The sequence below is a fragment of the Allobranchiibius sp. GilTou73 genome (genome assembly GCF_021391335.1).
Classification (GTDB): Bacteria; Actinomycetota; Actinomycetes; order Actinomycetales; family Dermatophilaceae; genus Allobranchiibius; species Allobranchiibius huperziae.
In genome coordinates this window covers 1,678,338-1,703,621 of the sequence record NZ_CP090051.1, presented here as the reverse complement: position 1 = coordinate 1,703,621, position 25,284 = coordinate 1,678,338, and the positions used below count along the sequence as shown (strand labels likewise).

The 25,284-nt window shown below is 70.0% G+C and carries 21 protein-coding genes, 1 tRNA gene and 1 pseudogene; 5 read left to right on the top strand and 18 right to left on the bottom strand.

What is annotated here, in order from left to right; translation table 11 throughout:
* Positions 1-159 precede the first annotated feature (159 nt).
* From LVQ62_RS08580 to LVQ62_RS08565, 4 genes and pseudogenes are all read right to left on the bottom strand, one after another.
* Entirely contained in the window at positions 160-2,559 is a 2,400-nt protein-coding gene (locus LVQ62_RS08580; RefSeq protein ID WP_233767473.1) for an excinuclease ABC subunit UvrA, read from the bottom strand.
* 39 nt (positions 2,560-2,598) lie between these two features.
* Positions 2,599-3,009: a VOC family protein gene (locus LVQ62_RS08575; RefSeq protein ID WP_179482055.1), complete on the bottom strand. Its 411-nt coding sequence runs from the start codon at positions 3,007-3,009 to the stop codon at positions 2,599-2,601.
* A 5-nt stretch (positions 3,010-3,014) separates the two neighbouring features.
* Positions 3,015-3,464 carry a helix-turn-helix transcriptional regulator gene (locus LVQ62_RS08570; RefSeq protein ID WP_233767710.1) on the bottom strand — a complete coding sequence of 150 codons (450 nt, stop codon included), beginning with the start codon at positions 3,462-3,464 and terminating at the stop codon, positions 3,015-3,017.
* A gap of 234 nt (positions 3,465-3,698) precedes the next feature.
* Positions 3,699-4,010: pseudogene (locus tag LVQ62_RS08565) on the bottom strand (ATPase); the annotation flags it as partial.
* Between the two features lie 202 nt (positions 4,011-4,212).
* On the opposite strand from LVQ62_RS08565, the gene LVQ62_RS08560 reads away from it, so the two are divergent.
* Entirely contained in the window at positions 4,213-5,640 is a 1,428-nt protein-coding gene (locus LVQ62_RS08560) for an amino acid permease (RefSeq protein WP_179482061.1), read from the top strand.
* An 8-nt stretch (positions 5,641-5,648) separates the two neighbouring features.
* Complete coding sequence (locus LVQ62_RS08555) at positions 5,649-6,206, top strand: pentapeptide repeat-containing protein (protein ID WP_233767472.1); 558 nt, start codon at positions 5,649-5,651, stop codon at positions 6,204-6,206.
* A gap of 102 nt (positions 6,207-6,308) precedes the next feature.
* Here the strand turns inward: LVQ62_RS08555 and LVQ62_RS08550 are convergent, their stop codons facing one another.
* The 6 genes from LVQ62_RS08550 to rpmE all read right to left on the bottom strand — a co-directional run bounded on the left by LVQ62_RS08550 (position 6,309) and on the right by rpmE (position 12,762).
* Positions 6,309-7,034, bottom strand: a complete 726-nt coding sequence (locus LVQ62_RS08550) for a bifunctional 2-polyprenyl-6-hydroxyphenol methylase/3-demethylubiquinol 3-O-methyltransferase UbiG (protein WP_233767471.1) — start codon at positions 7,032-7,034, stop codon at positions 6,309-6,311.
* Between the two features lie 130 nt (positions 7,035-7,164).
* A complete protein-coding gene (locus tag LVQ62_RS08545) occupies positions 7,165-8,727 on the bottom strand; it encodes an aldehyde dehydrogenase family protein (protein ID WP_233767470.1) in 1,563 nt (520 codons plus the stop codon).
* Positions 8,724-10,346, bottom strand: a complete 1,623-nt coding sequence (locus tag LVQ62_RS08540) for a GMC family oxidoreductase (RefSeq protein ID WP_233767469.1) — start codon at positions 10,344-10,346, stop codon at positions 8,724-8,726. Before LVQ62_RS08540 ends, LVQ62_RS08545 begins: the two co-directional genes overlap by 4 nt.
* A 158-nt stretch (positions 10,347-10,504) precedes the next feature.
* Complete coding sequence (gene prmC / locus LVQ62_RS08535) at positions 10,505-11,362, bottom strand: peptide chain release factor N(5)-glutamine methyltransferase (protein ID WP_233767467.1); 858 nt, start codon at positions 11,360-11,362, stop codon at positions 10,505-10,507.
* Positions 11,362-12,450: a peptide chain release factor 1 gene (gene prfA / locus LVQ62_RS08530; protein WP_233767462.1), complete on the bottom strand. Its 1,089-nt coding sequence runs from the start codon at positions 12,448-12,450 to the stop codon at positions 11,362-11,364. The genes prmC and prfA overlap by 1 nt, the downstream gene beginning before the upstream one ends.
* A 93-nt stretch (positions 12,451-12,543) precedes the next feature.
* Positions 12,544-12,762, bottom strand: coding sequence for a 50S ribosomal protein L31 (gene rpmE, locus LVQ62_RS08525; protein WP_179482075.1), 219 nt, complete (start codon positions 12,760-12,762; stop codon positions 12,544-12,546).
* 260 nt (positions 12,763-13,022) lie between these two features.
* Here rpmE and LVQ62_RS08520 point away from each other — a divergent pair, with 260 nt between their 5' ends.
* Positions 13,023-14,414, top strand: coding sequence for an MFS transporter (locus tag LVQ62_RS08520; protein ID WP_233767458.1), 1,392 nt, complete (start codon positions 13,023-13,025; stop codon positions 14,412-14,414).
* Between the two features lie 129 nt (positions 14,415-14,543).
* On the opposite strand, the gene rho is transcribed toward LVQ62_RS08520, so the two are convergent.
* The 6 genes from rho to lysA all read right to left on the bottom strand — a co-directional run bounded on the left by rho (position 14,544) and on the right by lysA (position 21,593).
* Complete coding sequence (gene rho / locus LVQ62_RS08515; RefSeq protein WP_370639687.1) at positions 14,544-16,427, bottom strand: transcription termination factor Rho; 1,884 nt, start codon at positions 16,425-16,427, stop codon at positions 14,544-14,546.
* Positions 16,387-16,701, bottom strand: a complete 315-nt coding sequence (locus LVQ62_RS17795; protein WP_370639686.1) for a Rho termination factor N-terminal domain-containing protein — start codon at positions 16,699-16,701, stop codon at positions 16,387-16,389. Before LVQ62_RS17795 ends, rho begins: the two co-directional genes overlap by 41 nt.
* A 207-nt stretch (positions 16,702-16,908) precedes the next feature.
* Positions 16,909-17,817 carry a homoserine kinase gene (gene thrB, locus LVQ62_RS08510; RefSeq protein ID WP_233767456.1) on the bottom strand — a complete coding sequence of 303 codons (909 nt, stop codon included), beginning with the start codon at positions 17,815-17,817 and terminating at the stop codon, positions 16,909-16,911.
* 8 nt (positions 17,818-17,825) lie between these two features.
* Complete coding sequence (gene thrC / locus LVQ62_RS08505) at positions 17,826-18,911, bottom strand: threonine synthase (protein ID WP_233767454.1); 1,086 nt, start codon at positions 18,909-18,911, stop codon at positions 17,826-17,828.
* Positions 18,912-18,916: 5 nt separating this feature from the next.
* Complete coding sequence (locus tag LVQ62_RS08500) at positions 18,917-20,221, bottom strand: homoserine dehydrogenase (protein WP_233767452.1); 1,305 nt, start codon at positions 20,219-20,221, stop codon at positions 18,917-18,919.
* Position 20,222: 1 nt separating this feature from the next.
* Positions 20,223-21,593 (bottom strand): diaminopimelate decarboxylase, encoded by a 1,371-nt coding sequence (gene lysA / locus LVQ62_RS08495; RefSeq protein WP_233767450.1) that lies wholly within the window; start codon positions 21,591-21,593, stop codon positions 20,223-20,225.
* Positions 21,594-21,798: 205 nt separating this feature from the next.
* Between lysA and LVQ62_RS08490 the strand changes: the two genes are divergently transcribed.
* Both LVQ62_RS08490 and LVQ62_RS08485 read left to right on the top strand, forming a co-directional pair.
* Positions 21,799-21,870, top strand: a tRNA-Arg gene (locus LVQ62_RS08490).
* Positions 21,871-22,069: 199 nt separating this feature from the next.
* Positions 22,070-23,149 carry a peptidoglycan-binding protein gene (locus LVQ62_RS08485; protein WP_233767448.1) on the top strand — a complete coding sequence of 360 codons (1,080 nt, stop codon included), beginning with the start codon at positions 22,070-22,072 and terminating at the stop codon, positions 23,147-23,149.
* A 22-nt stretch (positions 23,150-23,171) separates the two neighbouring features.
* Here LVQ62_RS08485 and LVQ62_RS08480 read toward each other — a convergent pair whose 3' ends face one another.
* Positions 23,172-25,016: a hypothetical protein gene (locus tag LVQ62_RS08480; RefSeq protein ID WP_233767446.1), complete on the bottom strand. Its 1,845-nt coding sequence runs from the start codon at positions 25,014-25,016 to the stop codon at positions 23,172-23,174.
* Between the two features lie 12 nt (positions 25,017-25,028).
* On the bottom strand, positions 25,029-25,262 hold the full coding sequence (locus tag LVQ62_RS08475) for a 4-oxalocrotonate tautomerase family protein (protein WP_233767441.1): 234 nt from the start codon (positions 25,260-25,262) through the stop codon (positions 25,029-25,031).
* Positions 25,263-25,284: the final 22 nt, after the last annotated feature.

The window sequence follows — 25,284 nt, the reverse complement described above, 5'->3', positions numbered from 1 at the left end:
CGACGCGCGTCGGTTTGTCGCCAGTCACTTCCATGCTCGACCCCGCCCGCGCCGACGTCCGGACGCCCACGAGGGACCACACGGCGCCGTTCGGGGAGACCACGTGCGTCGAGGACGCGCTCGAGGGCCCGCGCGGTGCCGCTTGCGGGCTCCCGGCTCTCAGCCGGCGACGTACTCCGCGAGGTGCTCGCCGGTGAGGGTGGACCGGGCGCCGACCAGATCGGCCGGCGTGCCCTCGAAGACGACCCGGCCGCCGTCGTGGCCGGCGCCGGGACCCAGGTCGACGATCCAGTCCGCGTGCGCCATGACGGCCTGATGGTGCTCGACCACGACCACCGTCTTGCCCGAGTCGACCAGCCGGTCCAGTAGCTGGAGCAGACGCTCGACATCGGCCAGGTGCAGCCCGGCAGTCGGCTCGTCGAGCACGAAGACGCCGCCCTTCTCGCCCAGGTGAGTCGCGAGCTTCAGCCGCTGCCGCTCGCCGCCCGACAGGGTCGGCAGAGGCTGCCCGATGGTGAGGTACCCGAGCCCCACGTCCACCAGCCGTTCGAGGATCGTGTGCGCGGCCGGGACGGCGGCGTCGTCCTCCCCGAAGAACCGCTCGGCGTCGGTCACCGACATCTCCAGCACTTCGCTGATGTCGCGGCCACCGAGTCGGTACTTCAGCACCGCCGTCTGGAAGCGCCGGCCCTCGCACACCTCGCACGTCGTGGCCACTCCGGCCATGATCGCCAGATCGGTATAGATCACGCCGGCGCCCTTGCACGCCGGGCACGCACCGTCGGAGTTCGAGCTGAAGAGAGCGGGTTTCACGCCATTGGCCTTCGCGAAGGCCTTGCGGATCGGGTCCAGCAGGCCGGTGTACGTCGCCGGGTTGCTGCGCCGTGAACCCTTGATCGGGCTCTGGTCGATCGTCACGACACCGTCCTGGCCCGCGAGCGCGGCGGTGACCAGGGAGCTCTTGCCGGATCCGGCGACGCCGGTGAGGGCGACCAGCACACCGAGCGGGACGTCCACGTCGACGTCCTGCAGGTTGTGCAGGTCTGCTCCTCGCAGTTCGAGCGCGCCCGTCGCTGCGCGTACCTGCTCCTTCAGGCTCGCACGGTCCTGCAGGTGACGACCGGTGGCGGTGTCGGCCTTCCGCAGCTGCGCGACGGTGCCCTCGAAGCGGACCTCGCCACCCGCCGCACCCGCTCCCGGGCCGAGGTCGACGACGTGGTCGGCGATCTGGATGGTCTCGGGCTTGTGCTCCACAACCAGCACGGTGTTGCCCTTGTCCCGCAGCCGGAGCAGCAGCTCGTTCATCCGTTGGATGTCGTGCGGGTGCAGCCCGATGGTCGGTTCGTCGAAGACGTAGGTGACGTCGGTGAGCGAGGACCCGAGATGGCGCACCATCTTCACGCGCTGCGCCTCGCCGCCGGACAGGGTGCCCGACGGGCGGTCGAGGCTGAGGTAGCCGAGACCGATCTCGACGAAGGAGTCCAGCGACTCCCCCAACGACTGCAGGAGCGGAGCGACGGTCGGCTCGTCCAGGCCGCGCACCCACTCCGCGAGATCGCTGATCTGCATGGCCGACGCCTCGGCGATGTTGAGCCCGCCGACGGTGCTGGCCAGGACCTCCTTGGTGAGCCGGGTCCCGCCGCAGTCGGGGCAGGTGGAGAAGGTGACCACCCGCTCCACGAACGCGCGGATGTGCGGCTGCAGGGTGTCGATGTCCTTGGCCAGGAAGGACCTTCGGATCTTCGGGATGATCCCCTCGTAGGTCAGGTTGATCCCGTCGACCTTGATCCGGGTGGCTTCCTTGTAGAGGAGTGCGTCCAGCTCCCTCTTGCTGAACTTCTCGATCGGCTTGTCGGGGTCGAAGAAGCCGCAGCCGCGGAAGATCCGGCCGTACCAGCCGTCCATGCTGTAACCCGGTATGACGAGAGCGCCCTCGTTGAGCGAGCGGTCCGCGTCGTACAGCTGGGTCAGGTCGAAATCGGTCACCGATCCTCGGCCCTCGCACCGCGGACACATGCCGCCGGTGACGCTGAAGCTGCGCCGCTCCTTGGTCGTGCGGCCGCCCCGCTCCATGCTCACCGCCCCGGCGCCGCTCATCGAGGCGACGTTGAAGGAGAACGCCTGGGGCGAGCCGACGTACGGCGTGCCGACCCGACTGAAGAGCACCCGCAGCATCGCGTCGACGTCCGTCGCGGTGCCCACCGTGGACCGCGCGTCGGCACCCATCCGCTCCTGCCCCACCACGATCGCCGTCGTGAGGCCGTCGAGCACGTCGACGTCGGGGCGCGCCAGCGTGGGCATGAAGCCCCGCACGAACGCGCTGTAGGTCTCGTTGATCAGCCGCTGGGAGTCGGCGGCGATCGTCCCGAAGACCAGCGAGCTCTTCCCCGAGCCCGACACCCCCGTGAAGACCGTCAGCCGGCGCTTGGGGATCTGCACGCTGACGTCCTTGAGGTTGTTCACCCGGGCGCCCCGCACCGTGATCAGGTCGTGCTTGTCGGCGGCATGCGGTGTCGAGGACGGCGCCGGTGTGCGCCGTCGCCCCGAGGCCGTGCTCATCGTGTCTCCCTCTGCCGGCGCGTTCTCCGCACCGACGGCTCAGTGGACCTCGTTCATCCGGATCAGGTTGCCGGACGGGTCCCGGAACGCAGCGTCGCGCACACCGTACGGCTGCTCGATCGGCTCCTGCACGACCTCGGCGCCCGCCGCCTGGAGACGGTCGAAGGTCTCGTCCAGATTCGGCGTGGCCAGCGTGATGATCGCGAAGGTGCCCTTGGCCATCATCTCGGTGATGGTGCGGCGCTCCTCGTCGGTGACGCCGGGATCGGCGCCCGGCGGGAAGAGCACGATGGACGTGCCGGGCTGACCGGCGGGCCCGACCGTGATCCAGTGCATCCCGTTGTAGCCGACGTCGTTCCGGACCTCGAAACCGAGGACGTCCCGATAGAAGGTGAGCGTCGCGGCCGGATCCGTCTGGGGCAGGAAGGCGTTGTGAATGGTGATGTCCATGGCGCTCACGCTAGATCCGCCGCCGCGAGGCGGGCTTCTCGATTCCTGACCGGTCTGGTCACCTGCTTCACCACGCACGACGGGATGCCCGACGTCGCGGACGCCACCTCACGGCGGTAGGTGCTGGGCGGCACACCGACCAACTCGGCGAACCGACTGCTGAAGGTGCCGAGAGAGGAGCAACCGACCGCGAAGCAGACGTCGGTGACGCTGAGGTCGCCGCGGCGCAGCAGCGCCATCGCACGCTCGATCCGCCGGGTCATCAGATAGGCGTACGGCGACTCGCCGTACGCCGTGCGGAACTCGCGGCTGAGGTGGCCGGCCGACATGTGCACCCCGCGCGCGAGCGCCTCGACGTCCAGGGGCTGGGCGTACTCCCGGTCCATCCGGTCCCGGACCCGGCGCAGCAGGATCAGCGTGCGCAGTCGCGCCTGCGTATCGGGGCTGTCGTTCATCTGCGCGATCGTGCCACGCCGACCTGGTGCGCGCTCGGCGTCATGGGGCTCACCGGCCGGTCCGCGCCGATTCGCACGTGGTGGCGAGCTGGTCGATCGACTCCTGCAGGTACTCCGGTGGCCAGGGGGCATCCGACCGAAGTCCTTGCGGGTCTGGGTAGAGGTGTCGCCCCAGTCGTAGGTGAGGGTGACCCGGGTGCCCTCGCCCTCGGGAACGAGGTCGTAGCGCCACTCCCAGCCGCCGAGGTGCAGGTCGCCGTCGCGGACGCTGCCCGGTCTCCAGGCGATGAGCCGCGGCGGCTCGAACGCCGTGACCATGTTGTCGATCCGATAGTCGCCGCCGACCCGCTCCAGGTACATGTTCATTGTGAAGACCTGCCCCGCGTGCGTGATGGGGTCGGGCTGCTGGGGTTCGCGGACCCATCTCCAGGGCGCGGGGTCGGTCTCCTGGTGCCGTGTCGGATGGGCCAGCACGTCGAAGACGGCTGCGGGTGGTGCATCGACGAACCGGGTGACGCTCAGTTGCTCGGCGGTGCCATCGACCATGAGATCTCCTGTGCCAGAACGCATTGAGGAATGAGGTCCGCCGCAGGCATCCTCCGGAAGAGACGCGGGCGGCCGGCCGATTGCGATGTGGACACCGTACACATCACCCGGGGCTCGCACCAGAGCGAACCGACCGCCGCGTGGCTAGGCTCACAGCACGGGCGCGCCGGACCGGGTGTACCTGCGAGGACGGGAGTACGTGATGGCCGGTGACCAGAAGATCGCGCCGCGGCAGGGGGTGCTGCGCCGCAAGCCGATCGTCAGTCACGAGGAGGCCGGCGGACTGGAGCGCTCGATCGGTCTGTGGCAGCTCACCGCCATCGGGATCGGCGCCATCATCGGAGCCGGCATCTTCTCCCTGGCCGGCACGGTGGCCAACGGGGTCGCAGGACCGGCGGTCAGCATCTCCTTCATCATCGCGGGTGTCGCCTCGGCGTGCGCCGCGCTCTCCTACGCCGAGTTCGGCGGCCTGATCCCGGCGGCCGGGTCGGCCTACACCTACGGGTACGCCGTGCTGGGCGAGCTCGTCGGCTGGCTCATCGGGTGGGACCTACTCCTGGAGTACACCGCCATCGTGGCGGTGGTCGCGATCGGCATCTCGGGCTATTTCTCGTTCCTGCTGAACGACTTCGGCGCCCACCTGCCCGTCTGGATGCTGGGCGCGCCCGGCACCGGATCGGGCCACAAGGTCGACCTCTTCGCGCTGATCCTGTGCCTACTCATCGCCGTGCTGCTCAACCGCGGCATCAGATCCAGCGCCCGGGCGGAGTCCGTCCTGGTGGTCGTCAAGGTGGCCATCGTCATCGCGGTGGTCGTCGTCGGCGCGTTCTACATCAAGGGTGGCAACCTGCATCCCTACTTCCCCTACGGTTTCGGCGGTGCCGTGACCGGCGCCGCGACGGTCTTCTTCGCAGTGTTCGGGTACGACGCGATGAGTACCGCTGCGGAGGAGTCCAAGGACGCCACGCGGATCCTGCCGAAGGCGATCATGCTCTCGCTGGCGATCTCGATGGTGCTCTACCTGCTGGCGTGCACGGTGCTCACCGGCATGCAGAAGTACGACAAGATCAGCAAAACCAGCGGTTTCGCAACGGCGTTCAAGTCCGTCGGGCTCGACCGGTTCGCCGACGTCGTCGCGATCGGCGCCATCATCGGCATCCTTACCGTGCTCTTCGGCTTCATGCTCGGCGCGTCCCGGGTGTTCTTCGCGATCAGCCGCGACGGGCTGCTCCCCGGGTGGTTCGCCAAGACCAACCGCTTCCACGCACCGCACCGGCCGACCTGGATCATTGGCGTCGTGTCGGCCGCCATCGCCGGGTTCGTCCCCATCGGCGACGCGGCCGAGCTGACCAACATCGGCATCCTGCTCGCGTTCATCGTGGTGTCCGCCGCCGTGATCGTCCTGCACTACCGCTCACCGGACCTGCCTCGCACCTTCAAGACACCGGGCATGCCGGTCACCCCGTTGATCGGCATCGCGTTCTCGATCTGGCTGATCAGCAAGCTGGAGCCGGTCACCTGGCTGCGGTTCGTGGTGTGGGCGCTGCTCGGCATCATCATCTACGCGTTCTACGGCTACAAGCACAGCAAGGTCGGCGAGGGTGTCGCCGTACAGACCGAGGACGGCTGAGGGGACCGGTGCAGCTCGGCGACGAGAGCTACGACGGTCCCACGCTGCGGGAGGTCGTGAACGGCGCAACGGAGGCGGTGCGACTGGTCCGTTGCGATCTGCGGGAGATCGACCTGCGGGGTGTCGACCTCACCGAGGTGCACTTCGAGGAGTGTGTGCTGGACAACGCCGACCTGCGCGGTGCTGCTCTGGGGGGTGCGTCGTTCGGCGGATGTCGTCTGATGGGCGCCGACTTCGAGGGCGTCAGCGGCTTCGGATTCACGATCAGTCGCTCGAACGCGTTCGCAGCCAACCTGATCCGTGCACCGCTGGCTCATGCGGACCTGTCCGGGACGAGGTTCACCGAAGCCGTCCTGCGCGGCGCCGATCTGCGGTCGTGCATCTTCGACGGGTGTGACCTGAGCGGCGCGGACCTGGCCGAGGCGCAGCTGGAGCACGCCGACCTGCGGGGTGCCGGCCTCGGCCCGTGCGACCTCGACCGGATGCACGCCCTCCGCGGCGCGATCATCACCACCACGCAGGCTGCGGCCATCGTCTGTGATCTCGCGGGTGCCACCGTCCTCTGAGACCGAACGGGCGGGGGGTCGCGCGCCGGGGTGCGCGTGTGCAGTTTGCGTTTGCGGCCAGTGCTGCAGCCCTGGCCGCAGACGCAGAACCCCCACGCCGACTCAGTCGCGTTGCGCGATGAACACGTGTTCGCGGCCGGGCCGGTCGGGTGCGTCACGCACCTCGCGTACGACGAATCCGGCCGTCCTCAGCGTCTGCTCGATCTCGGTGCGCGAACGGAAGATCAGCGTCGACTCGGAGGTGACGGTGGTCGCGTCCGCGGCGAAGGTGCACCGATGTCGGAAGGACACCAGCGGCAGTGCGACGCCGGTGAGTTCGAACCGCTCGATGACGTCACCGACGCCCTCGACATGGAGCTGCACGGGGGCGGCATCACGCTCCCAGTCCTCCCACGCGCGTCGTTCCGGCCGACGCGACTCGAAGACCAGGTGCCCGCCAGGGCGCAGCATTTGATGGACCACGCGCAGGGTCTCGTCCCATTGCGAGTCCTCGGTGAAGACCTGGGCGACATTGCCGGTCATCACCGCCACGTCCACCCGCAGCGATGGCAGATCCTCGACCGTGCCGCGGTGCCACCGCACCGCGTGCGCGCCGGGTTTCGATCGGGCGACGTCGAGAGACGCGCCCGCGGGATCGACCGCGTGCACCGCGACCCCGTCGGCGGCGAGCATCAGCGCCAGCACGCCCGTCCCGCAACCGATGTCGAGCACCGATGTCGCGCCCAACTCACCGATGATCGCGCGGTACGCCGTCAGGTCGCTGCGGTCACCCTCGAACGCGTCGTAGACGGCGGCCAGCCGCGGGTCGTCGAAGATCGCATCGGGCACCCGCCGATGCTAGGCGCGTACTCCGCCGACACGCCTGGATTAAACGTCGAGGTGGGGGTTTTGCGTGTGCGGCCAGTGCTGCAGCACTGGCCGCACACGCAGAACCCCCACGCGACCTCGGAGCGAGCGGTCAGCGGGACCTGCGCAGCCTGCTCACGACCGCGGCCGGGCGCTGCATCGTGGTGGCCCGGCCGTGCATCACGGTGATCAGCTGGGCGAACGTCGAGTCCTGCTTCGCGGTGCGGTCGAAGGTGGTCAGGAGCATCACCGGCTTGATCCGCCGCGACGCGATCGCCTTGGCGTAGGTGAACTCGCGCAGCCCGTCCGGGCCGTGGATGCGACCGAAGCCGGAGTCACCGACCCCGCCGAACGGCAGCGAGGGGATGGCGGCGAACGAGATGACGTCGTTCACGGCCGTCATCCCGCAACGGAGACGACGCGCGATCTCCGTGCCATGCGCCTTGGAGAAGACGGTCGAGCCGAGGCCGTAACGGGTGGCGTTCGCCAGCCGCACCGCCTCGTCCATGGAGGCCACCTTCTTGACGGTGATGGTCGGACCGAAGGTCTCGTCCGTGTTCGCGGGGCGGTCCTCCGGTACGTCGACCAGCACCGTCGGCTGCACGAACCGGTCGCCGACCGCGCCCTCCCCACCGACCAGCGCTCGACCACCCGACGCGAGTGCGTCGTCGATGTGTCCGCGGATGAGGTCCAGCTGTTTGGGCAGCGTGGCCGGGCCGTAGTGGGCACCGGGCCCGCCGCCGGGGTGCACGTTCTGGGCGCGAGCCACGAGGGCGTCGACGAAGGAGTCGTACACCCGCTCGTGCACGTAGACCCGCTCGACGCCGATGCAGGTCTGGCCGGCGTTGGAGAAGGCACCCCACGCGGCAGCGTCCGCGGCGGGGGTCACGTCCGCGTCCTCGTCCACCAGCAGAGCGTCCTTGCCTCCGGCCTCGACGATCACCGGGGTGAGGGTCTGCGCGCAGGCGGCCATCACCTTCTTGCCGGTCTCGGTCGAACCGGTGAAGGCCAGCTTGTCGACACCGGCCGTGCACAGGGCGGCGCCGGTCTCGCCGAGACCGGTCACCACCTGCAGCAGCGCGCGGTCCGGCACGACCTCGCGCAGCGACGCGGCCAGCCATTCGCCCACGCCCGGGGTCAGCTCGCTGGGCTTGAAGACGACGCAGTTGCCGGCTGCGAGCGCGTACGCGATGGACCCCATGGGGGTGAACACCGGGTAGTTCCACGGCCCGATCACACCGATGACACCGAGTGGCCGGTGCTCGACGACGGCCGACTGGTTGGCCATCAACAGGCCGGCGAAGGACTTGGTCGGGCCCAGGACCTTGCGCGCGTGCCCGGCCGCCCACGCCAGGTGATCGACCGTCAGGCCGATCTCCAGCTGCGCGTCGGCGTGCGGCTTGCCGGTCTCGTCGTGCACCACGGCCGCGAGCTCGCCCATCCGCCGGGCGATGACCCCGCGCCACTTGCCGAGGATCTCCCGGCGGCCGTCGAATCCCAGCTCGTCCCACCATGCGGCGTCGGCACGCGCGCGACGTACGGCTTCGCGGACCGTCGCCTCGTCGTCGATCGCGTGGACGCCGACCACGTCGCCGGTGGCCGGGTTCAGCGATTCGAAGGTGCGCGGCTCCTGCTCGGCGGCATCGGTCGCGGTGTCTGCCATGGCTGTGCTCATCGGTTCACTCCTGCATCGGCGAGGCGGTGGGACGGGTTCGAGGCGCGGCCGCGGAGCAGGTCCGCTGCGCGCTCGGCGATCATGATGGTCGGGGCGTTGGTGTTGCCGCGGGGCACCTCGGGCATGACCGAGGCGTCCACGACGCGCAGGCCGGTCAGCCCGTGCACGCGCAGTTCGGCGTCGACGACGGCGTCGGGATGTTCGCCCATCGCGCAGGTGCCGACCGGGTGATAGAGCGTCTGGGTCTCCCGACGGATGTGCGCCTCGAGCTGTTCCGTGCTCGGCGCGGCCGTGTCGGGCATGAACGGCGTGTCCAGATACGTCGCGAGCGGACCGGAGTTCGCGACGTCCAGCAGCCGTTCGCACCCCGCGAGCATCGCGTCGAGGTCGCGCTGGTCGTCGTAGTACGCCGGGTCGATGCTCGGATGCCACGACGGGTCGGCCGACCGGAGCCGCAGCTGCCCGCGGCTGGCGACGCTGACCAGCGTCGTACCGATCGAGACCTTGCGCGACCCGGACTCGTGGGCAGCGTTGTCCCAGAAGCCCGTTGGGGTGAAGTGCACCTGCAGATCCGGCGCCGCCAGCCCCTCCCGGCTGTGGAAGAACGCTCCGGCCTGAGCGACGTTGGATGTCAGCGGCCCCCGGCCCAGCGCCTTGGCCTTCAGGATGTTCGGCAGCGTGTTGAACTCCAGCAGATCCGTGGTGCCCTTGGTCTCCCAGATCAGCGGCACGAACGGGTGATCGTGCAGGTTGGCCCCCACCCCGGGCAGGTCGTGGCGCACGTCGACGCCGGTCTCCCGCAGGTGCCCGCCCGGTCCGATCCCCGACAGCATCAGCAGCTGCGGTGAGTTGATCGCCCCGGCGCACAGGAGCACCTCGGCATCGACCCGCGCCGTGCGCCGCTCCCCCAGGTGCTCGAACGTCACTCCGACCGCGCGATCCCCGTCCAGCTCGATGCGCTCCACCATCGCGCCCGTGATGACCTCGAGATTGGCGCGGCCGCGGGCGGGCTCCAGGTACGCGCGTTCGGTGGACCAGCGACGGCCGCCCTTGCAGGTCACCTGGTAGAAACCGGCGCCCTCCTGGCGGGCACCGTTGAAGTCGTCGTTCGCGCCCATTCCGGAGGCGACGGCGGAGGCGATCCACGCGTCGTTCAGTTCGTGGTCGTAGCGCCGGTCCTCCACGTACAGCGGGCCGTCCTGCCCGTGGAACGGATCACCGAGCCGCGAATTGTGCTCTGCGCGCTTGAAGTACGGCAGAACGTCGTCATACCCCCAGCCGGTGGCGCCGTGCGCGTCACGCCAGGTGTCGTAGTCGACCCGGTTGCCGCGGATGTAGATCATCGCGTTCATCGACGAACAGCCGCCGAGCGCCTTCATCCGCGGCCAGTACGTCGGTCGCGCGTCCAACTGCTTCTGCCCGGTCGTGTGGTAGTTCCAGTCCCACCGCGTCCGGAAGAGGGAGGGGAAGCCGGCCGGGATGCTGATCTCGTCGGCGTCCGCCTCTCCACCGGCCTCGATCAGGAGCACAGTCGTGGCCGGGTCTTCCGTCAGCCGGGCGGCGAGCACGCACCCCGCGCTCCCGCCGCCGATGACGACGTAGTCGTAGGTGTCGGGCATGAAGCCTCCTGGCCACGCTGGCGACCGCACGGTGGCCTGCTCGCTACCGATCCGGTGTGATGGGGCTCACCTTACCCATCGGTAGCCTCGGCCGACACCGCGTGCTGCTCTTATGTCCCACGCCGCCGCCCCGACCGGGGTGTGCGGCATCCGGACGGTCATCGGCAGTGCGCACTCACCGCACGGGGAAGGGCCGTGAGGTCTCGATGGTCGGCGACGTCGTCCCAGAGGCCCTGGATCGACAGTCGGGCGGGTAGCGAATCCCCCTGGGAAGATGCGTGTTCCATCACCAGGAGACCGCCAGGCCGCAGCAGTTGAGCCGCCCGCGCCGCCACCAGGAGCGGGATTCGCAAACCGTCCTCACTGCCGCCGTAGAGCGCGATCTGCGGGTCGTGGTCGCGCACCTCGGGGTCGATCGGCACCATCCCCACAGGGATGTACGGCGGGTTGCTGAGCACCACGTCGACCTGCCCCTCGAGCTCGGGGAACGCCGTGAGCGCGTCCTCGCACCGGATCCGCACGTCCAGCCCGAGCCGGTCGCGATTGGCCTGCGCCCACGCGCACGCGTCCGGCGATAGCTCGGCGGCGTACACCGACGCCGCCGGATGCTCGTTCTTCACCGCCAGGGCGAGCGCACCGGACCCGGCGCACAGATCCACAACGACCGGGGCGGCGATCGACTGCAGAGTGGGCGCGACGAGGTCGACGAGCATCTCGGTCTCGGGACGTGGCACGAAGACCCCCGGCCCCACAGCCAGCTCGAGGTGCCGGAACGCCGCGCGTCCCGTGAGGTGCTGCAGGGGCACCCTCGTCGCGCGCTCGTCGATCAGTGCCGAGAACCGCTGCAGCACGACGTCGTCGGGCATCCGGCCCAGCACCTCGGCGCGGCGTACCTCCGCGACGTCCGTGGACCAGGCGTGCGCGAGCAGCGCGATCGCGTCGGTGTCCGGCGACCCGACGCCGGCGTGGGAGAGCCGCAGCGACGCATCGCGCAGCAGCAGGCGCAGCTCGTTCATCAGTCGCGGTCGGCGACCGCTGCCATCCGCGCGGACTCGTCGGCCTCGACCGCCGAGGCGACCACCGCGCCGAGGTCGCCGTCGAGCACGGCGTCCAGGTTGTAGGACTTGTAGCCGGTGCGGTGGTCCGCGATCCGGTTCTCCGGGAAATTGTAGGTGCGGATGCGCTCACTGCGGTCGACCGTGCGCACCTGGCTCTTGCGCGCGGCGGACGCCTCGGCGTCCCGCTCGTCCTGACGGATCTGCCGCAGTCGGGCCTTGAGCACCCGCAGCGCCGACTCCTTGTTCTGCAGCTGGCTCTTCTCGTTCTGGCACGAGACGACGACGCCGGTCGGCAGGTGGGTGATGCGGACCGCCGAGTCGGTGGTGTTGACGCTCTGCCCGCCCGGACCGGAGCTGCGGTAGACGTCGATCTTCAGATCGTTCGGTCCGAACTCGATCTCGTCGTCGTCACCGTCGTCGAGGTCCGGCATCACCAGGACGCCCGCCGCCGAGGTGTGGATCCGCCCCTGGCTCTCGGTGACCGGGACGCGCTGCACGCGGTGCACACCGCCCTCGTACTTGAGCAGCGCCCACGGCGCGGTGCCCGGGTCCATGGTGCCCTTGGCGCGCACCTGCAGCCGGGCGTCCTTGTACCCGCCGAGGTCGGACTCGGTGGCGTCGACCAGCTCGGCGCGCCACCCGGCACGCTCGGCGTACCGCAGGTACATCCGCACCAGATCGCCGGCGAACAGGGCCGACTCCTCACCGCCCTCACCGGCCTTGACCTCGAGGATCACGTCGCGGTCGTCGTCCTCGTCGCGCGGGAGCAGCAGCTTGCGCAGCGCGTCCTGGGCGCCGTCGAAGCGCTCCTGCAGGGACGGCACCTCGGCCGCGAAGGACTCGTCCTCCTGCGCCAGCTCGCACGCGGCACCGAGGTCGTCGCCGGCAGCGAGCCAGGCGCGGTACGCCGCGACGGTCGGAGCCAGCGCGGCGTACCTCTTGTTGAGCTTGCGCATGGCCGTGGGGTCGGCATGGATCGCCGGATCGGCGAGCCGGGCCTCGAGGTCGGCGTACTCCTGCGCGACGGCGGCGGCGGATTCCAACACGGCGAACTCCTTCGAGACGGTCGGTCAGGTGTCACGGGACACAAACAACGCGCCGGCCCCACCTGGAGAGGTGGAGCCGGCGCGTCGGAGGAGCTACTTGGCTTCGGCCTTCTTGCCGTAGCGCTCCTGGAAGCGGGCCACGCGGCCACCGGTGTCCAGAATGCGCTGCTTGCCCGTGTAGAACGGGTGGCACTGCGAGCAGGTCTCGGCGGTGATGGTGCCGCCCTCGGCAGTGCTGCGGGTCTCGAACGTCGCGCCACAGGTGCAGGTGACGGTCGTGGGACCGTACGCGGGGTGGATGTCCTTCTTCACGGGTTTTCTCCTAGCTGTCGATTGCCTCCGGGTCGCTCGCGCGATGTGCACGACGCGTGAACCGGTGGCCAGCGGGCCATTCTGCCAGAACCTCTGACCTCTTCCTAAACGACGCCGTGGCAGGTGCTATTCCTCGGCGTCTCGGGCCGTCGGAAGCGGCCTTGCAGGGGCGCCCGTAGGCGCCGTCATTCTGCTACCCGTGCGTATCGAGTACGGGTGCCGGTTGTGCGCCGCACCCCCTTAGGGGTGATCCTGTACCCATGACGACTGCCACTTCACCGCCGGAACATGCCCTGCGCAGGGACCACGAGGCGCCGCTGACCCCACCCGTGCGGCACTTCCTGCGCAAGATGACGGTGGCCACCGGCGGTGGGATGTTCATCGACGGTTTCGTCTTCGCGACCTTCGCCGCGGCCATGGCGGGCCGCGCCCACGACGAGCTGCACGTCACGGGCCACTGGGACTCCTGGATCTCAGCATCGGTGCTCATCGGCACCTTCTTCGGCGGCCTGATCATCGGCTACATCACCGACAAGATCGGCCGCAAGCCGATGTTCACCTTCGACCTGATCCTCTTCAGCAGCTGCGCTTTCGCTCTCTTCTTCGTGCAATCGGCCTGGCAGGTCTTCGTACTCGGTGTCGTGATGGGAGTCGCCGTCGGCGGCGACTACGCGATCGGGTCCCCGCTGCTCGGAGAGTTCTCCCAGAAGAAGGACCGGGGCAACTACCTCGGCCTGCTGGAGATCAGCTGGAACGTCGGCTACGTGATCGCCTACATCATCGGCTACGCCATCAACTCCTACTGGCCTGGCGGCTGGCGGCTGATCCTCGGCGCGAGCGTCGTACCCGCCGTCATCTGCCTGGTGATCCGCCACGGCCTGCCGGAGTCGCCGCGCTGGCTGATGAGCAAGGGTCGTGACACCAAGGCGAAGCGGATCTACCGCGAGGAGCTGCAGGTCCGCGACGTCGGCGACCTCAGCGAGGAGGAGCCGCAGGAGACCAACTACCGGCTGCTCTTCTCCAAGGAGTACATCCGTCGCACCCTCTTCGTGTCGCTGTCCTGGAGCGCCATCGTGATGCCCTATTTCGCGTTGACCTTCTTCGGTCCGACGATCCTGAAGTCGCTCGGCCTTCGCGACGCTCTCTTCGGCGCGCTGCTCGGGACGATCGTGGCGTTGATCGGCGCGACCATCTCCTGGAAGTACATCGACCGGGTCGGTCGTCGCCCCATCACGATCATCCCCATGTTCGTGTGCGCGGTCTTCCTCTTCCTCGCCGCGCTCAACTCCCAACTGCCGCTCGTCTTCGGTGTCGTCGCCTACTTCGGCTACCTGTTCTCCTACGGGATCATGAGCATCACCACGGGCATCTACCCCTCGGAGGTGTTCCCCAGCTCGGTACGCGCGTCGGGTCTGGGCGTGGCCAGCTCCACGAGCCGGGTCGCCGCGGCCATCGGCACCTTCATGCTCCCGATCGTCAACGACGACTTCGGCACACCTACGGTGCTGGTCATCCTGGGCGCCGTGTCCCTGGGCGGCGGGATCATCTCCTACATGTGGGCGCCTGAGACCAACGGTCAGTCGCTGACCGAGAGCTCGCACCGCGATCTGACACACCGCAAGGCCGTGCCGGTCGTCCCCACGGCGGCCTGATACGCGCGTACGGCAACGCGAACGCCGCCCCACCGAATCGGTGGGGCGGCGTTTCGTCGTTCCTGCCTCCGGTTGTCAGCGGATCACCGGCGTATGCACCAGAGATCCGCTGACAACCGGGGGTGAGGGTCAGTCCTCGTCGTCGAGCTTGATCGAGCTGGTCTGCTGCACCTGCATCAGGAACTCGGTGTTGCTCTTGGTCTTCTTCAACCGGTCGAGCAGCAACTCGATGCCCTGCTGGGGGTCCAGCGCGGCGAGCACGCGACGCAGCTTCCACATGATCTTCAGCTCGTCGGACGCGAGGAGGATCTCCTCGCGGCGGGTGCTGGAGGCGTTGAGGTCGACCGCGGGGAAGATCCGGCGCTCGGAGAGCATCCGGGACAGCCGCAGCTCCATGTTGCCGGTGCCCTTGAACTCCTCAAAGATGACCTCGTCCATCTTGGACCCGGTCTCGATGAGCGCCGTGGCGAGGATCGTCAGCGATCCGCCGAACTCGATGTTGCGGGCCGCACCGAAGAACTTCTTCGGCGGGTAGAGCGCGGCGCTGTCGACACCACCGGACAGGATGCGCCCGCTCGCCGGTGCGGCGAGGTTGTAGGCGCGTCCCAGCTTGGTGATGGAGTCCAGCAGGACGACGACGTCCAGGCCCTGCTCGACCAGCCGCTTCGCACGCTCGATGGCGAGCTCGGCGACCTGGGTGTGGTCGGTGGCGGGCCGGTCGAAGGTCGAGGCGATGACCTCGCCCTTGACGGCGCGCTGCATGTCGGTGACCTCTTCGGGCCGCTCGTCGACCAGCACCACCATGAGGTGGACCTCGGGGTTGTTGACCGTGATGGCGTTCGCCACGGCCTGCATGATCATCGTCTTACCGGCCTTGGCCGGCGCCACGAAGAGACCGCGCTGTCCCTTACCGATCGGTGCGACGAGGTCGATGATCCGGGTGGACAGGATGTTCGACTCGGTCTCCAGGCGCAGACGCTCCTGGGGGTACAGCGGCGTCAGCTTGCCGAATTCGACGCGCTCGCGCGCCTTCTCGGGCGTCATGCCGTTCACGGTGTCGAGACGGACCAGAGCGTTGAACTTCTGACGCGCCGGCAGCTGCTCGCCCTCGCGCAGCGCCCGGACCGCGCCGGTGATGGCGTCGCCCTTCCGCATGCCGCTCTTCTTGACCATGTTGATCGGCACGTAGACGTCGCTCTGCCCCGGCAGATAGCCGGTGGTGCGCACGAACGCGTAGTTGTCGAGCAGGTCGAGGATGCCGGCCACGGGCACGAGGACGTCGTCCTCGCGCACCTGGGTGTCCACGTCGCCGAAGTCGTCTGCGCCACGACCGCGCTTGCGGTCGCGCCCGCGCTGACGACGCCGGCCGCCCCGCTCGTCGTTCCAGTCGTCGCCACCACGGCCGCCGGCGTTGTTCTGGCTGCCCTGGTTGCCCTGGTTGCCCTGGCCCTGGCTGCCACGGTTCGGGGCGCCGTTGCCCGCGTTGCCCTGCCCGCGGTTGCCGCGGTCCTGCTGGGCGTTGCCGCCCTGGCGGACGCCACGGTTGTCGTTGCCTCGGTCGTTGCCGCCGCGGCCCTCGTTGCCCCGGTCGCTCCGGTTGTCCTGCTGGGCGTTGCCGCCCTGGCGGGCATCACGGTTGTCGTTGCCGCGCTCGTTGCCGCGGTTCTCGGTGCCCCGGTTGTCGTCCCGGCGGTTGTCGTCCCGGCGGTTGTCGGCGCCGCGGCCGTCGTCGTCACGGTTCTCATTGCCGCGGTTGTCGTTGCCGCGGTTCTCGGCCCGTTCGTTCGAGCCCTGCTGGTCACGCTGGTCACGGCGCTCGTTGCCGGACTGCTCGCTGGAGGAGCGGTCGCCTTCGTCACGGCGTGCGCGACGCGGCTCCTCGTCCTGGCGGGTCTGCACGGTCCGGCCGTTGCGCTGCGTGCGATCGGTGCCCTCGGGCGTCGTACCCGACTGCTCCGGTGCCGACGTCGGCTCAGGGGTACCGCCCTGCTCGGCGCGGGCAGGTGTCTGCACGGCCGGCGCGGGGGGCGCGGACTGGGGGAGTCGTGGCAGGCGCCGTGACGCGACCGCGTTCACGGCGGCGCGGTGCCGTCGTGGCGGCTGCGGTGTTCCCCTGACCCCGCTCGCGGATGGCGGTCAACAGGTCGCTCTTGCGCATCTTGGACGTGCCGCTGATGCCCATGGTCGAGGCCAGTTGCTTCAACTCGTCCAGCTTCAGAGCGCTGAGCGAGCCGGTGGAACGAGGCGCGCCCTGCTCGGGCGCGGCAAGTTCGGTGGTGTCTGTCACGAAGGTTCCTTCCCCCTCGTCAGAAACCGGCTGAGCCGGTTATCAGATTGCGCGGCAAGCACTTTCGGCAGCCACGATTTTCCTTGCGGAGAGCCGCCCGGGGTAGCCCGGCGATGGGTTCTTCGCAATGGTGATGCACTCACAGGCCCGGACTTCGTCACGCGGCCTTGGGTGTGATGTGCGATGCAAACTTACACCGTCGACGGCTCAGAGCGAAAAAACGCGCAGGCCGCCCTCCGCTATTCCCGGCGTGGCCCTTGCCCAACGCTCGTCCGTGCGGACCGCGGTCGCTCGGGCGCGGGTCGTGAGCACCAGGACGGACGGGCCCGCGCCGGACACGACAGCGGCGTGCCCCTGCGCCCGCAGCCGGTCGACCAGCTCCATCGTCGACGGATAGGAGGCTCGGCGCGCCTCCTGGTGCAGCCAGTCCGCGGTCCCGGCGAACAACAGATCCGGCCGGCGGGTCATGGCCTCGATCAACAGTGCGGCGCGCCCGGCGGTGCGAGCGGCGTCCGCCAGCGGGACGACTGCCGGAAGCACCGAGCGTGCCCGGTGCGTCGAGAGGGTGGCGTCGGGGACGAAGAGCACCGGCTCGATGTCCGGGTGCACCGGCGGGCACGTCGTCAGCCACCGGTCCCCCGATCGCCACGACACCGTCAGACCGCCGTAGACACTCGCCGACGCGTTGTCCGGGTGACCCTCGAGGTCTCCGGCGATGTCGCTGACCGTACGCCGGGCCGCGTCGTCCAGATGCGGGTCGACCAGGGCCACCGCCGCGGCGACTCCGGCCACGATGGCGGCGGCCGACGATCCGAGCCCACGAGAATGCGGAACACCGTTGTGACAGTGCAGTTTCAACCCCGATGGGCTCGCGACTCCCAGCCGCTCCCACGCGGTGCGCATCGAGCGCCACACCAGGTGCGTCTCGTCGTCGGGCACGACGCCGGCACCCTCGCCGTCCACGCTGATGTGCAGCCCCGAGGCCACGACCTCCGCCGTGACGACGTCCCCCAGGCCGAGCGCGAGGCCGATCGAGTCGAAGCCCGGTCCCAGATTGGCGGTGCTCGCCGGGACCTCGACGCGGACCCTGCGGCCCACGGCAAATTGGTGCTCCATCTGCCGGTTCAGCCTTCGAGCCGCAGGGCCGCGGCCGCCGAGACCGCGTCCACCGAGACCTTGGTGGGCTGGATGTCCGCGCCGTCGGCGGTCTTCAGGGCCCAGCTCGGATCCTTCAGGCCGTGTCCGGTGACGGTGCATACGACGGTGGCGCCGGCGGGCACCGCGCCCCGCTCGTGCATCAGCAGCAGACCTGCCACGCTCGCCGCCGATCCGGGCTCGACGAAGATGCCCTCCCGGCTGGACAGAAGGCGGTGGGCGGCCAGGATCTGCTCGTCCGTGACCATGTCGATGAGGCCGCCGGAGTCGTCGCGCGCCTGCTCGGCCTGCTTCCAGGACGCCGGGTTGCCGATCCGGATCGCCGTGGCGATGGTGTCCGGCTCGTCGATCGGGTGGCCCCTGACGATCGGCGCCGCACCCGCCGCCTGGAATCCCCACATTGCCGGCGTACGAGTTGCGACCGCCGGTTCGCCTGTCACTCCTGCGTATTCGCGGTAGCCCTTCCAGTACGCCGTGATGTTGCCGGCGTTGCCCACTGGAAGGCAGTGGATGTCGGGCGCATCGCCCAGCACGTCGATCACCTCGAACGCGGCGGTCTTCTGTCCCTCGATGCGGGCCGGGTTGACGGAGTTGACCAGCTCGACGGGATAGGACTCCGCCAGCTTGCGCGCAAGAGTGAGGCAGTCGTCGAAATTGCCTGCCACCTGGAGTAATTCGGCCCCGTGGGCGATCGCCTGGCTGAGTTTGCCCATCGCGATCTTGCCGTCCGGCACCAGCACTCCGCAGGTCATCCCGGCTTTGGTCGCGTACGCGGCGGCCGAGGCGCTGGTGTTGCCGGTGGAGGCGCAGATCACGGCCTTGGCGCCCGCCTTGGCGGCCATCGAGATCGCCGCGGTCATCCCGCGGTCCTTGAACGACCCGGTGGGGTTGAGGCCCTCGAACTTCACGTGGACCTGCGCACCGACCAGCTCGCTCAGGTGCTCCGCCGGGATGAGCGGGGTGCCGCCCTCGCCGAGGGTGATGATCGGTGCGCCCGCCAGCATCGGCAACCGGTCGGCGTACTCCCGGATGACGCCCCTCCACAGATGTGCCACGTGGATCAGGCTCCTTCGACTCGCAGGACCGAGGCCACGGCTGTGACGTCGTCGTGCACCCGCAACAGGTCGACCGTGCGCGCGAGCGCGGCGTCGGTGGCCTCGTGGGTGACCAGGTGCAGCGTGGCTCGACCGGTGTCGGACCGTGCGACGCCCTGGCGCATGCTCTCGATCGAGACACCCTCTGCACCGAAGACATTCGCGACCTGCGCCAGCACGCCCGGTCGGTCGTCGACCTTCAGGCGGATGAAATAGCGGGTCAGCGCGGAGCCGATGCTCTGGACCGGAAGGCCGGCGTACGCCGACTCCCCCGGGCCCCGGCCCCCGCTCACCCGGTGCCGAGCGGCCTGCACGACATCCCCGAGCACGGCCGACGCCGTAGGGTCACCGCCCGCGCCCGGCCCGTAGAACATCAGCTCACCCGCCAGCTCGGTCTGCACGAAGACGGCGTTGTAGGCCTCGCGGACCGAGGCCAGCGGGTGCGAACGGGGTAGGAGCGCCGGGTGCACCCGCACGTTCAGGGCGGCGTCACCGTCGGCGCCGGTCACCCGCTCGCAGATGGCCAGCAGCTTGATGACGTGCCCGGTCATGCGCGCGGCGCGGATGTCCTCGGAGGTGATCGCCATGATCCCCTCGCAGTGCACCTCACGGCTGGACACCCGGGTATGAAAGGCGAGCGAGGCCAGGATCGCGGCCTTGGCGCGGGCGTCGTACCCCTCGACGTCGGCCGTCGGGTCGCTCTCGGCGTACCCCAGCTCCTGCGCCTCCCGCAGCACGTCTGCGAGCTCTGCGCCGGTGCGGTCCATCTTGTCGAGGATGAAGTTGGTGGTGCCGTTGACGATGCCGGTCACCCGGTGCACCGAGTCGCCGGCGAGGGAGACGTGCAACGGGCGCAGCAGCGGGATCGCGCCGGCGACCGCGGCCTCGTAGTAGAAGTCGACACCCGAGCGCTCGGCGGCCTCGTACAGCTCCGGGCCGTTCTCTCCGAGCAGCAGCTTGTTGGCGGTGATCACACCCGCACCGGACGACATCGCGTGCAGGAGCAGCTCGCGGGCCGGTTCGAGCCCGCCCATCAACTCGATCACCAGATCGGCGCGGGCCACCAGGCCCTTCGCGTCTGTCGTGAACTGGTCAGGAGCCAACCCCGACTCGGGCCGCGGCTTCTCCACGTCGCGCACCGCCGCGCCGATGATCTGCAGCGGTGCGCCGATGCGCGCCTCGAACTCGCCGGCACGCTCCTGCAGCCGTCGCGCGACCGCCGAGCCCACCAATCCGCAGCCCAGCAGGGCCACCCGCACGGGTTCGCTCACGTCACTCCCCTTCCAGGGCCAACAGGTCGTCCATCGTCTCTCGCCGGAGCCACACGCCGACCTCGCCGTCGCGCAGCGCGAGGACGGGTGGGCGGGGCACGTGGTTGTACTGACTGGCGAGCGAGCGGCAGTACGCGCCGGTGGCAGGCACCGCGAGCAGGTCGCCGGCGCGTACGTCGTCCGGCAGCCGCACGTCGCGGACCACGATGTCGCCGCTCTCGCAGTGCTTGCCGACGACGCGGGTCTGCGTCGTGGTGGGGCTGCCCGGCCGTCCGGCGAGCACGCAGGTGTACTCGGCGTCGTAGAGCACCGGCCGTGGGTTGTCGCTCATCCCGCCGTCGACGGCGACGTAGGTGCGGACCAGGTCGTCGCTGACCCGGACGGGCTTGACGGTGCCGACCTCGTACAGAGTGACGCCCGCGGGTCCGACGATCGCACGGCCCGGCTCCACCGAGACCCGCGGCAGCGGCATACCCGCCTGCGCACACGCCTCCTCCACGATGCCAGCGAGCTGCCCGGCCATCTCGCGGACACCGAGCGGCTCGTCGGCCGGCAGGTAGGCGATTCCGAAGCCTCCCCCGAGATCGAGTTCTGGCAACTGGACGCCGTGCTCCGACGCGACCGCCAGCTGCAGGGAGATCAGGCGTCGGGCGGCCTCGCGGAAGCCGTCGGACTCGAAGATCTGACTGCCGATGTGGGAGTGGAAACCCAGGAGCTGCAGGGCATCCGGTGCGGCGAGCACCCGGCGTACCGCCTCGCCCACCTGCCCGTCGAGGCTGAACCCGAACTTCTGGTCCTCGTGGGCGGTGGCGATGAACACGTGGGTGTGGGCCTCGACCCCGGTCTTGATGCGCAGCATCACCCGCGCCACGAGGGACCGCTCGCGCGCCGCGTCGGCGACGCGATCGATCTCCTCGAACGAGTCGACGATGATCCGCCCGACGCCCGCATCGAGCGCCTGCGCGATCTCGGCGGGCGACTTGTTGTTGCCGTGCAGGGCGATCTGCTCCCCCGGGATGCCCGCGCGCTGCGCCACGGCCAACTCGCCGCCGGAGCAGACGTCCAGCCGCAGGCCCTCCTCCTGCAGCAGGCGGGCCATGGGGGTGCACAGGAACGCCTTGCCCGCGTAATAGACGTCCACGCGGGTGCCGATGGCCTCGAAGGCGTCGGTGAATGCCTCGCGGAACGCGGCCGCCCGGCGTCGGATGTCGGCCTCGTCCAGCAGGTAGGCCGGCGTCCCCCACGCGCGAGCGATGTCGCGCAGGTCGTGACCGGCGATGCGTACGGCGCCGTCGTCGGTGAGGGCGGCGCCGGACGGGAAGACCCGGTCCAGCACCGTCTCGCGGGAGTCGTGCGCGCTGTTGTCAGACATGGCGGGGTAAAGGTACCGACCGCGCAGACTCTCGGGCTCGGGCGACCGCTGGGAGAGACGCGTCGCGGGGGCGCGTGCCCGGCTGAGCGGATGCCGCTCCGGACCCCACTCCGACGCCACTGCGAGCCGACCGGGCCGCGAGCGCGGATTGCGGACCGGTCGGCTCCGACTGGTACGGTGACGCCGCGCTGTGAAAGCGCTGCCCGCCCCCGTAGCTCAGGGGATAGAGCGTCGCCCTCCGGAGGCGAAAGCGCAGGTTCGAATCCTGCCGGGGGCACCCACGAAGAAGCACGAGACCGCAGGGAAACCTGCGGTCTCGTCCTCGTTCAGCGGCGAAGTGCGCGGAGTGCGTCCCTGGCCAGTGCTGCAGCACTGGCCGACGACGCACACCGCCATCACGCTCGCTTGGTAGCGTCGACCGTGGCGGCGGAGCTGACGAGGACCGCGACGCCCGTGTCGATCTGGGGAGCTCACCGGTGACCACCAGCAGACGTGCACTGCTCGGCGCCACGGCCGCGACCGCACTCGCCGTCGCCGGCGCGCTGCAGGCCGAGGCCGCCACCGCGGCGACCGCGCCCAACAGGCCCTATCCCGTGTGGTCCGCGATCGGACCTGGCAGCAGCTTCCATGATGTCCGCGCCCTGCAGTACCTGCTGTACGCCCGCGGGTTCCGGGTGACGGCGTGGGAGTCGTCGTACGGGCCGGCGACACGAGCGGCGGTGGTCGCGTTCCAGCACAGCGTGGGCATCGACGCGACGGGCCTCGCGAGCAGTGGCACCGTGCAGTCGCTGTGCGACCGCACGGTGCGCTACGGAGTCAGCGACATCCGCGTGTACGCCGTGCAGACCCTGCTCGACAAGCACGGTTACGGCATGACACTGCGCACGCCGTACTACGGCACGCAGACCGACCGGAATGTGCGCGGTTTCCAGATCGGTCACGGGATGGACCGGGCCGCGTACGTCGACACGACATGCTGGAGGTCGCTCCTCGGCCCGGTCACTTCGGGCCCTCTGATGGCGATGATGCAGCGGGACACCGGAGCCGCGCAGTGGGCCAACTGCGGCCCGGTCGCGATGGTCTCGTTACTGCTGCACCTGGGGAGGACGCCGCACGGCTGGGACGGCATCACCGCCGACCGGGCCACGGCCGTGCAGTACATGCGCTACACCACGATGCACGTGCCCGACACGACCGCCCGGAACGCCCGAGGAACCGAGTTCCCCGATCTCGCACCGGCATTCGTGGCGTACGGATTGTCGGCGTGGCACGGGGGCATCGACGACACCCTCGCGTACGCGCGTGCCGGGCGACCGTCCATCTGTGGCGGTGACGCATACCGCATGCCGTACAAGAAGTCGGCGAGCCGTCCGACGTCGCACTGGGTCACCGTGCTCGGCTGGACCGGCACCTACTACCTGGTGGCGGACCCGCTGAGCGACCCGAGCACCGACTACGTGCACGCGCTCACCGAGAGCCAGCTGCGCTACTACGCGGCGGCCAATCCCGGCCACCCCGCCTCGACCGCCTCCCGGAACTGCGTCCTGCCGCGTTGATCACCGGCAAGCCGGCGCCGCCTCACTGCTCGCGCGCCGCCACCGAGGTGTCGACCGCCCTCAGCGCGGCCTGCAACGACGGCGTGTCGACGGACGCGGCGAGCAATCGCGCCGTCCGTAACGCCGCCGGGTCACCGGACGCCGCCTGGTGCAGGAGCGCCCAGGCCTGGAACTCCGGGAGGTCGGCTGCCTGGGCGTCGGTGTGCAGCCGCGCCGCGAGCTCGTCCCCGAGCGCCGGCTCGCGCCCGTGGGCCAGCTGAAGCTGGGCGGCGCCCACGTAGCAGGAGATCCAGACGTAGCGGTCGGTGACGCGATCGCACCGGGACCGCGCGTCGAGCATCCACTCCCAGGCCCTGTCGTACTCGCCGTCGTGCTGTGCCACCAGGCTCATCGCCCGGCGGGCCGCGCCCTCCCAGCACGGATCGCCCAGCTCGACGGCGAGCGCGAATGCCTCCGCGGCGCCGTACGCTGCCTCGTCCCAATGCCCCTCCGCGGCGCGGCATTCGGAAAGGACGGTCTGGGGGAACGGCAGGAAGGCGTTCCAGCGGGTCAGGTGGACCCCGTCGACACTGGCCTGCGCAGCATCCCGGGCGGCCGCGATCTGCTCCAGCATCAGCAGCGAACGCGCGAGCAACCCCAGCGACCATGCCCGCTGACGCTGGGCGCCGGCTCGTGAGGCCAGCTGCACCGACTCGGTCAACATGTCTGCGGCGTCCTCGTGCCGGCCCTGGTCGGCGAGATTCATCCCCTCCAGCCCGAGGACACCGGCGAGCAGATCCCCTCTCTCGGCGGGGTCACCGCCGGCAGGAGAGGCCGCACCCATCTCGCGTCTCGCCTCGACGATCGCGCGCCGCGCGGAGTCGTGGCGACCCGCCTGGATGTCGACGAACGCCAGCTCGCGCAGAGCCTGCCCCGCGACCGCGCTGTCCGCCATCTCCCGCGCGAGGACGACGGCGCGGTGCAGGAGGACCGCACCCTCGCCGTCGCATCCACGGACGGCGTGCACGAGCGCCGCACCCAGGGCACCCGCGGTCCTCGCCTGCAGACCGCGGTCATCGGACCGGCCGGCGTCCTGTACCGCGCGGCGCAGGGTCTCCACACCCCCGTCGACGGCACCCGCGGCCAACGCGGCAGTACCGGCGCGCAGTAGCGACCTCGCGGAAAGTCCCGCGTCCACCCCGGACGGCGGACCGGCCGACCTTCCCCGCGCCGCCGCCACCAGGGTGCGCGGAATCTCCAGGCCCTGTTGCCGGTACGTCGTGCCGCACCGCCGAAGGTGCTCGGCCGCCCGCGTGCACTCGCCGTGCTCGACGAGCGCACGCAGATAGAGCTCCTGCGCTGCGTCGTCGAACAGGTCCAGCGAGGCGCCACGCGCGGCGACATCCACGGCGCGCTGCGCGTCGCCCACCGACAGGGCCTGCAGTGCCCGACGGCGCAGCGCCTCGCCTGAACGGCGTGCCCAATGGGCCCGCTCGATCGCCAGCCATGCACTGAACTCGGGGCAGTCGCGCGGCTCGACGCCGTCGAGCAGGAGCCCCCCGATCCGATCCGGCTCGAGCGTGTCGTCGGCGAGTTGCCAGACGTCCAGGTGGACGGCGTCGCGCGACAGCTGCACGGGATCGCCCCGCAGGACGGTCGGGTCCTGCAGCACCCGCCGTACGTCGGCGAGCACCCAGCGCAACGAACCCGCCGGATCGTCGGCGTCGCCCACGATCTCCTGCGCGAGTTCGCTGCGCGTGGGTGCACGGCTGCTCAATGCCGTGCGGGCGATGACCGCCCACGATTTGCGACCACGGGGGCGGACGGCTTCAGAGACGCCGCCGTCCTCCACGCGCGGCGCACCCAGCAACCGCAGGTACACGGTCATCCCGGCAGCATCTCACCCGACAGCGGGCGCGGGCTGCCCCTGCAGAGCTCGTACGTCCGCAGTGCCGAGCGGCTTTCCACCGATGCCCCACTCGCCGGAGCGGACCTCCTGGACCACGACCCAGGTCACGGGTCGAAGGGCCTCACCCTCGATCGCGACCATCGCGTCGGTCAACCGCGCGATGACCTCGGCCTTCTGCTCGTCACTGAAGACGTCCTCGATGACCTTCACGTTGATCAACGGCATTGCTGCTCCTTCGGATTCACTC